This window comes from Clostridium sp. (assembly GCF_051654825.1).
Taxonomy (GTDB): Bacteria; Bacillota; Clostridia; order Clostridiales; family Clostridiaceae; genus Clostridium.
On sequence record NZ_JBOFYU010000292.1, the window covers coordinates 1 to 6,567 of the forward strand.

At 28.1% G+C, this 6,567-nt stretch carries 9 protein-coding genes; all 9 read right to left on the reverse strand.

Going from position 1 to position 6,567, the window contains the following annotated elements:
* Window positions 1-22: 22 nt before the first annotated feature.
* The 9 genes from ACRDBA_RS17875 to ACRDBA_RS17915 all read right to left on the reverse strand — a co-directional run bounded on the left by ACRDBA_RS17875 (window position 23) and on the right by ACRDBA_RS17915 (window position 6,420).
* The gene (locus ACRDBA_RS17875; RefSeq protein WP_438574289.1) at window positions 23-601 is read right to left on the reverse strand and encodes a zinc ribbon domain-containing protein; all 579 of its coding nucleotides are present in this window, start codon (window positions 599-601) and stop codon (window positions 23-25) included.
* Between the two features lie 225 nt (window positions 602-826).
* Window positions 827-1,045 (reverse strand): DUF5348 domain-containing protein, encoded by a 219-nt coding sequence (locus ACRDBA_RS17880; protein WP_438574290.1) that lies wholly within the window; start codon window positions 1,043-1,045, stop codon window positions 827-829.
* Window positions 1,046-1,057: 12 nt separating this feature from the next.
* On the reverse strand, window positions 1,058-1,624 hold the full coding sequence (locus ACRDBA_RS17885) for a recombinase family protein (RefSeq protein WP_438574291.1): 567 nt from the start codon (window positions 1,622-1,624) through the stop codon (window positions 1,058-1,060).
* A gap of 223 nt (window positions 1,625-1,847) precedes the next feature.
* Window positions 1,848-2,105, reverse strand: coding sequence for a hypothetical protein (locus ACRDBA_RS17890; RefSeq protein ID WP_438574292.1), 258 nt, complete (start codon window positions 2,103-2,105; stop codon window positions 1,848-1,850).
* Window positions 2,106-2,109: 4 nt separating this feature from the next.
* A complete protein-coding gene (locus ACRDBA_RS17895) occupies window positions 2,110-2,457 on the reverse strand; it encodes a hypothetical protein (RefSeq protein ID WP_438574293.1) in 348 nt (115 codons plus the stop codon).
* Window positions 2,458-2,550: 93 nt separating this feature from the next.
* Window positions 2,551-3,090 (reverse strand): hypothetical protein, encoded by a 540-nt coding sequence (locus ACRDBA_RS17900; protein WP_438574294.1) that lies wholly within the window; start codon window positions 3,088-3,090, stop codon window positions 2,551-2,553.
* A 313-nt stretch (window positions 3,091-3,403) separates the two neighbouring features.
* Window positions 3,404-3,853, reverse strand: coding sequence for a JAB domain-containing protein (locus ACRDBA_RS17905; RefSeq protein ID WP_438574295.1), 450 nt, complete (start codon window positions 3,851-3,853; stop codon window positions 3,404-3,406).
* A 196-nt stretch (window positions 3,854-4,049) separates the two neighbouring features.
* Window positions 4,050-4,745 (reverse strand): hypothetical protein, encoded by a 696-nt coding sequence (locus ACRDBA_RS17910; RefSeq protein WP_438574296.1) that lies wholly within the window; start codon window positions 4,743-4,745, stop codon window positions 4,050-4,052.
* Window positions 4,746-5,622: 877 nt separating this feature from the next.
* Window positions 5,623-6,420 carry a stalk domain-containing protein gene (locus ACRDBA_RS17915; RefSeq protein ID WP_438574297.1) on the reverse strand — a complete coding sequence of 266 codons (798 nt, stop codon included), beginning with the start codon at window positions 6,418-6,420 and terminating at the stop codon, window positions 5,623-5,625.
* Window positions 6,421-6,567: the final 147 nt, after the last annotated feature.

Here is a 6,567-nt window from a genome sequence, read left to right on the forward strand (position 1 = left end):
ACTCCTTTTCTGATTATCAATTCTAATTGATATACCCTTTTATATATTCTATAAATTCCTCTGCTAATTTTAAATCATCACATCTAATTTTAATTTTTTTCCTTGAGTTATCCGTCAATATTATTCTTTTATAAAAGGAAGTTAGAAATAATAATATAGCAAATACTAGACAGATAGCTCCTCCTCCATTTATACCTATTATTCCAAAGAACATTGCTGATAACAAATTTAATTTATGGATTTTCTTTTTTAGTTGAATATTTGCTAAGTTATTTGAAAGTATTTTTACTTGTTTTTTTGGTGTAGGAATAAATCCTGCTAAATAATTTTTCTTAGTTATTTCTATTAAGCTCCCATTTATCTCTATTGTATACATACTGGATGAAAAATCAGAAAAAGTTTGTCTATTGAATATCTTAAATGCTTTATTTTTATGTATTTCAGCCTTTTCTTCTATCTCTTCCTGTTCTATTAGCATTTCATTACTCAGATCCATGCTTAAAGTAATTTCTCTTTGTTCTCTTCTTGCAATCTTATTTCCACAAGATTCACAGAATTTATGTTCTTCTAATATTTGATTTCCACAGCTATTACAAAACATTAATTATTCCCCTTTAATTATATTTTTTCAGTTTATACTATATCATTAAAAAGTATTTATGACCATGTAAGCATTTTACAGTTTATAGCTTAATGATTCACTTTAATTTAATTTAACTTATCTAACGTTATATTAAACTTATCTAATCTCTTTATTAAAGCTCAAGTCTAACATTAATCATTTCTTATTAAGTAGCTTATTAAACCTAAAAAGGACTAGCTTGTGCTAATCCTCTAATCTTACCTCTAACCCATTATATAATGGTACGTCATAATCATCATTAGTCCAATAATAATCTCTATCACCATACTCTACGCGACCATTTAACCATTGTTCTTCATCTTCATCATACACCAACATACTGTCACCACACGTCCAGTAGTAACTATCATTTTCTAATTGGTATCGTCCTTGCTCATTCTTGTATATTTTCCCCTGTCTCATCTTATCAACCTCCTATAACTGCTCTAATTCATATTCTTTAACTAACTTATAAAAAGTATTTCTCTTCAAGCCCAACTTTTCCATAGCTTTAGTTCCTGTCATCTTTCTTGACTTGTATTGATTATAAACTATTTCCCACCCTGTAGGTCTATTAATTTCTTTTCTTCCCTTGTAGGCTCCATTCTCCTTGGCTATGGCTATACCCTCACGTTGTCGTTCTAGGAGATTAGCCCGTTCAAATTCATTGATAGCTCCTATCATAGTAAGCATAAGTCTTCCTGTTGGTGTAGATGTGTCTATATTCTCCTTATTGCTTACTAAATGAATTCCTTTAGCTTCTAATTCTTCTACAATCTTTAATAGATCAGCCGTACTCCTAGCTAGTCGTGAGAAATCATGTATATAAATAGTATCTCCCTCTCTTGCAAATTCTAACATCTCTTGTAGTCTTGGTCTGTTTGTATCTTTAGCACTTACTTTCTCTTCAAACCATTTTCCTATCTCATGCTTTTCTAATGCTTCTTTTTGTCTCGCTTCATTCTGTTCTACTGTCGAAACTCTTACGTATGCTATGTTCATTGTTATTCTTTCCTCTCTACTGTTGTTTATCTTATAAGTTCAGTCTGTTATTTTTATTTATTTGAAATTAAGCACTTTCATAAACATTTATTTATTAAGTCCATTTCAAATTACAGACAAACACTTTTATGCTCTTATCCACCTGTCCTTTTAGGGTGTACCTTTTTAAACGTTAAAAGAACTAGTAACCTCATGCTACTAGTTCTTTATAATACCTTTTCATTTATCTAATTCCTTTAAAGTACTCTTCCACTTTACTCCTTATATCTTTATCGTTTATTATTTCCTCATCTATTTTTTTAACTTTTACCCATTTAGTATTACCATGTATCTTTACCCATTTAGTGTCACATTGAGGACAACTTTTAAAAATCTTTATTCTTCTTTCTTTATTTTCTTTTTGCTTATCTTCTATCTGAAGTAAGTTACATACTTCACATCCACATATACATATTTTATCCTTATCTGTATATCCAATCACTTAATCACTCCCCCTCTAACATGCTTACTAACTCGTTAAAATTTTCTTGCAAAATAGGCTTTATAGAATTATCTTCACTTATTATCTCATCTACAGTACTTGAACTTTGCTCATTCTTTAACGCCTCTAGATCATCTCTATCCCTATCCAAAATCTGTTTAATGGCTTCTACAATAAAATATTCTCTTCTAGCTTCTATACTTGTTTTAGCCTCTCCATTTCTCTCATATCCTCTCGTAATACCCACTACTCTACAATATTCAGTTATCTCTTTAATAATTTCTTCAGGAATTAATAGTGCTACCTCTTGCTCTTTTATTTTTTTTAAAGGTTCTTGTTTTATTAATGCCATTTTTCTCTCCCCCTCTTTAGTTGATATTCTAAATTATATAGAATATTTCTTGCAAACTCTATTGTTTTTACTTATTCTCTATTTAGTAATCTCTTATCTATGTTTTCCCATAAATTCTTTTAATGCCTGACATAATAGATCACCTTTTACAAACTCGCTATGATCCTCTGCAAATCTTCCAAACTCTCTCCAAACTTCCTTATTTACTCTTATACTAGTCTTAATACTATCTACCTTCGGTAAATTTATTTGTATTCCTTGATTAATTACCTCAATCACTTCTGTTTTCTGATCTGAGGACATCTGTCTGTCTTTTGTCCTAAACCATTCTAACATCTCTTGAATATTATCATATTGCTCTCCCATTTTAATGATTTTAGCTTTTAATTCCTCATCATTTAAAAACAAATACTTCCTAGGGTCAATACTTTCTAAAGAGTTTTTATCGTTTTCTTTTATCTCCTGAATACCTTCTTTTATATACTTTTCTTCTATTTCATTATAAATATAACCTCTTCTCTTCATCCAACTACTTAAATTAGCTGTCCGAGAATATCCTACTTTTTTAGATATTTCTTTTTTACTATACCCTTGATCCTGTAAATCTAAAATAGTTTTTAACCTATCCTCCACTTAATCACTCCCTTATATTCCTTGTGTCCTGCAACTGTCCTCTGACTTTATTTTAACTTACTTTTCAACTATTTTAAAGTATCATTCGGGTATATATAGCAATAGCTATTCTTTTATAGAATATATATATCAAATATATAAATAAACTAGATATTCTAATCTACAAGGGAATAAATATAATATTTTAATATCACTTTCGCTCATCAAAAAAATAAAGATTAATCTACTAAGGAACTAAACTAACCTTTTGATTCGCTCAAGCTCTATCAAAATATTATATTTATTCCCTTGTAGATTAATCTTTATTAGCACTTTATAAATATCCTTCTTCTTTTAAACTAAGATATCTCTCATTACCCATTATTATGTGATCTAATATCTTTATTCCTATTAGCTCTCCACACTCTTTTAGCCTTTTACTTATATTTATATCTTCCTTACTTGGTGTAATATCTCCTGATGGATGATTATGAGCCAATACTAGAGAATAAGCATTAGATAATATAGCCATCTTAAATACTTCTCTAGGATGAACTATAGAGGCAGCTAATGATCCTGTGCTACATATCTCTACTGCTTGTGGCTCATTTTTTACATTTAAAGCTATAACAATAAAGTTTTCTCTATCACTTTCATCTATAGTTCTTCTTATCAGCTCTGTAATATCTGAGGGAGAACTCACTTTTCTTGGACTATATAGAAAGCTACTTTCTTTGCATAACTTTACTTTTACAAGATCAACTCTTTTTCTTATATCATTCATACTATAACCTCCAATAATATTCTTATATTCTTCGTTATAATATAGATATAAAAGATCTAAGTTTACTACTTCATACTTTATTATGTAAGGAAATATCTTCGTGTATTTCCTTACGACTTATGTATATATATATATTTCCTTCCCCCTAATTCTATTAGGTTTTTGTTTTATCTAAAATAAAAAGTTATATTTATATCTAATAATTAAATTTATCTAAAAACATAAGAATTGCTACATTTAGTATCTCTTGTTTTTTTAATTTTTTATTTTTATTCATGAAATTTTTTAATAATTGTTGTACATATTCATTTTGTTTATATGAGCTAGTACTATATTTATAATTATTAAGTTCCGATACTTTTTGATCCATAAAAGAATTAAAATCATTAACTTTATTATATAGCTCTTCCTTTTGCTTATCCTCTTTTGTCTTAACAACTAATATATCTTTAATATTTTTGATTTCTTCTTTCATTTGCCTAATTTCTTCTGCTAAATTGGGATCATGATAATAAGTATTATTTGTACTATTATCATTTAAAACATTTATTTGATCTATAGCCATTTCTTTAGGATAAGGGGTAATTACTAACTCATTTTCATCTACTGTACCACTATATTTTTCTACCTTATCACTGTTTATAGTTGCTATTTGATAATTACTATTTTCATCTTTATCAAACTGTTTATATTCTCCCCTATTTCCTGTTATCGATTTATCTTCAAAACCTAATTCTTGATTTAATTTAGCAAGCTTTACAATAGGATCATCTTGATAGTCATCTTCATAATAGTACTCATCTTCATCTTCATCATCTTCTTCATAATAGTACTCATCTTCATCATCATCATCATCTTCATAATAATACTCATCATCATACTCATTATTCATTTTTATAAACTCCTTTATATATAATCTTTATACATATACTAATAAAAAGGATAATAATACTCAAGTATTATTATCCTTTAACGTCAATTAACTGTATGTTTTATCTATTTTAAAATAATATAATCCTTAAACCTTAAAAAACTATGCCTAGAAGTATAGAAAACACTTGACACAAAGGGCTCTTTAAATATGCTCTAGGGAAAGCTAGGAAAAGGCATAGTTCACCCTAAGAAACAGGATGAGACTACACCTTTTAATATGCCCTGAGGTTTTAGCTGAGGTTTCTATATACTATGCTTGTCCTTAAATGTTCCGTTTAACTATAATACATCCCTATAGCAAAAAAACAAGTTACCATCTTACGATCTGTATTCCTCCGTTGGTTTATTTATACTGGTTGCCAATCTACCAGTTGACGGCAGCTACTTATTATAAGCATAGAAATTAAGTAGTTCCGAATAGATTTTCTGCATTGGCTCTATCACACCTAAGTTTTATTTATAGTGACTTACTGCTTTTCCACTCTCAATATTAATTTGAAATATAAAAAGCCCTACTTGATACACAAGTAAGGCTTTATTTTATCAATATTTAAACTTCCTAATATTTATCAATCTATCTTGCATTTATGCTTATCCTTTATTATAATAGTTCTATAATAAGAATAAACACTTGGTTGCGATGATTAACATTAGTACGGCAAATACTTTTGTTATAAGCTCTCTACTTGATACGGCAAATATCTGGTAGTTAATGAATATAGTGCGGCAAACACTTATATTTATAACCAGGTTTATTTTTATGTCTAAATTTATTTCTATTATAATCTTTCTTGTCTCTATGTGTCAATTTATAATTTAACTTATAACTCTTATTTTTAATACTCAACTAATACCTTATTACTATCTATCCATTGACTAGTATTATATTTAATACCTGATAACATTGCCCAAGTATTTATATCTCGATCTGGTATTACTGGACTTTTATAATTCCAATATACTTTTATTCTTGATCCATTAATATCTTCTACTATCCCACTAAATAGCTCTCTATTTACAATGTCACCTTTTTTAATAACTCTTCCATCTAAATCTAATGTTTTTCCTTTATTACTTTCTTTTCTTTGTTCTACTTCTGCTTTAGATTTTTCTTGTTTTAGCTCTTTAATTCTTTTTTCTTCGGCTCTTAAGTATTCTCCATCTTTATACTCTGTTATAATTGTAATGGTATTATTCTGTGCATTAAAGTCAACTTTATTTCCAAAAATTTCAATTAATCTTACTGGTACATATAAAGTCCCATTAATATTCTGTGGCTCTATATCTAAAATAGTATCTCCTACATAATCCATTTTTGTAATTGCAGGGTCAGGATTGTTACTGAAATTCTTTACTACATTATAATTTGGTATAATTGTAATAGCTTTATTTTTTTCATAGTTGTAAATAACAGCCCTATTATTTTCTTCTTCCCAAACGAGAGAACACCCTACAGACTGAAAAACTTGTCTCATAGGTAACATATTTTTTCCTTGTACTACTATAGGTTCATATATAGTTTCCCATTTAGAATTTCCTGACTCATCTGATAAAACTATTTTGGTATTTCTAGCTAAAATAGGACTAGACATACTAAGTATAACTAATAACATAATTATCCAATTTTTTTTCATTTTTATATACTCCTTTTCTGATTATCAATTCTAATTGATATACCCTTTTATATATTCTATAAATTCCTCTGCTAATTTTAAATCATCACATCTAATTTTAATTTTTTTCCTTGAGTTATCCGTCAATATTATTCTTTTATAAAAGGA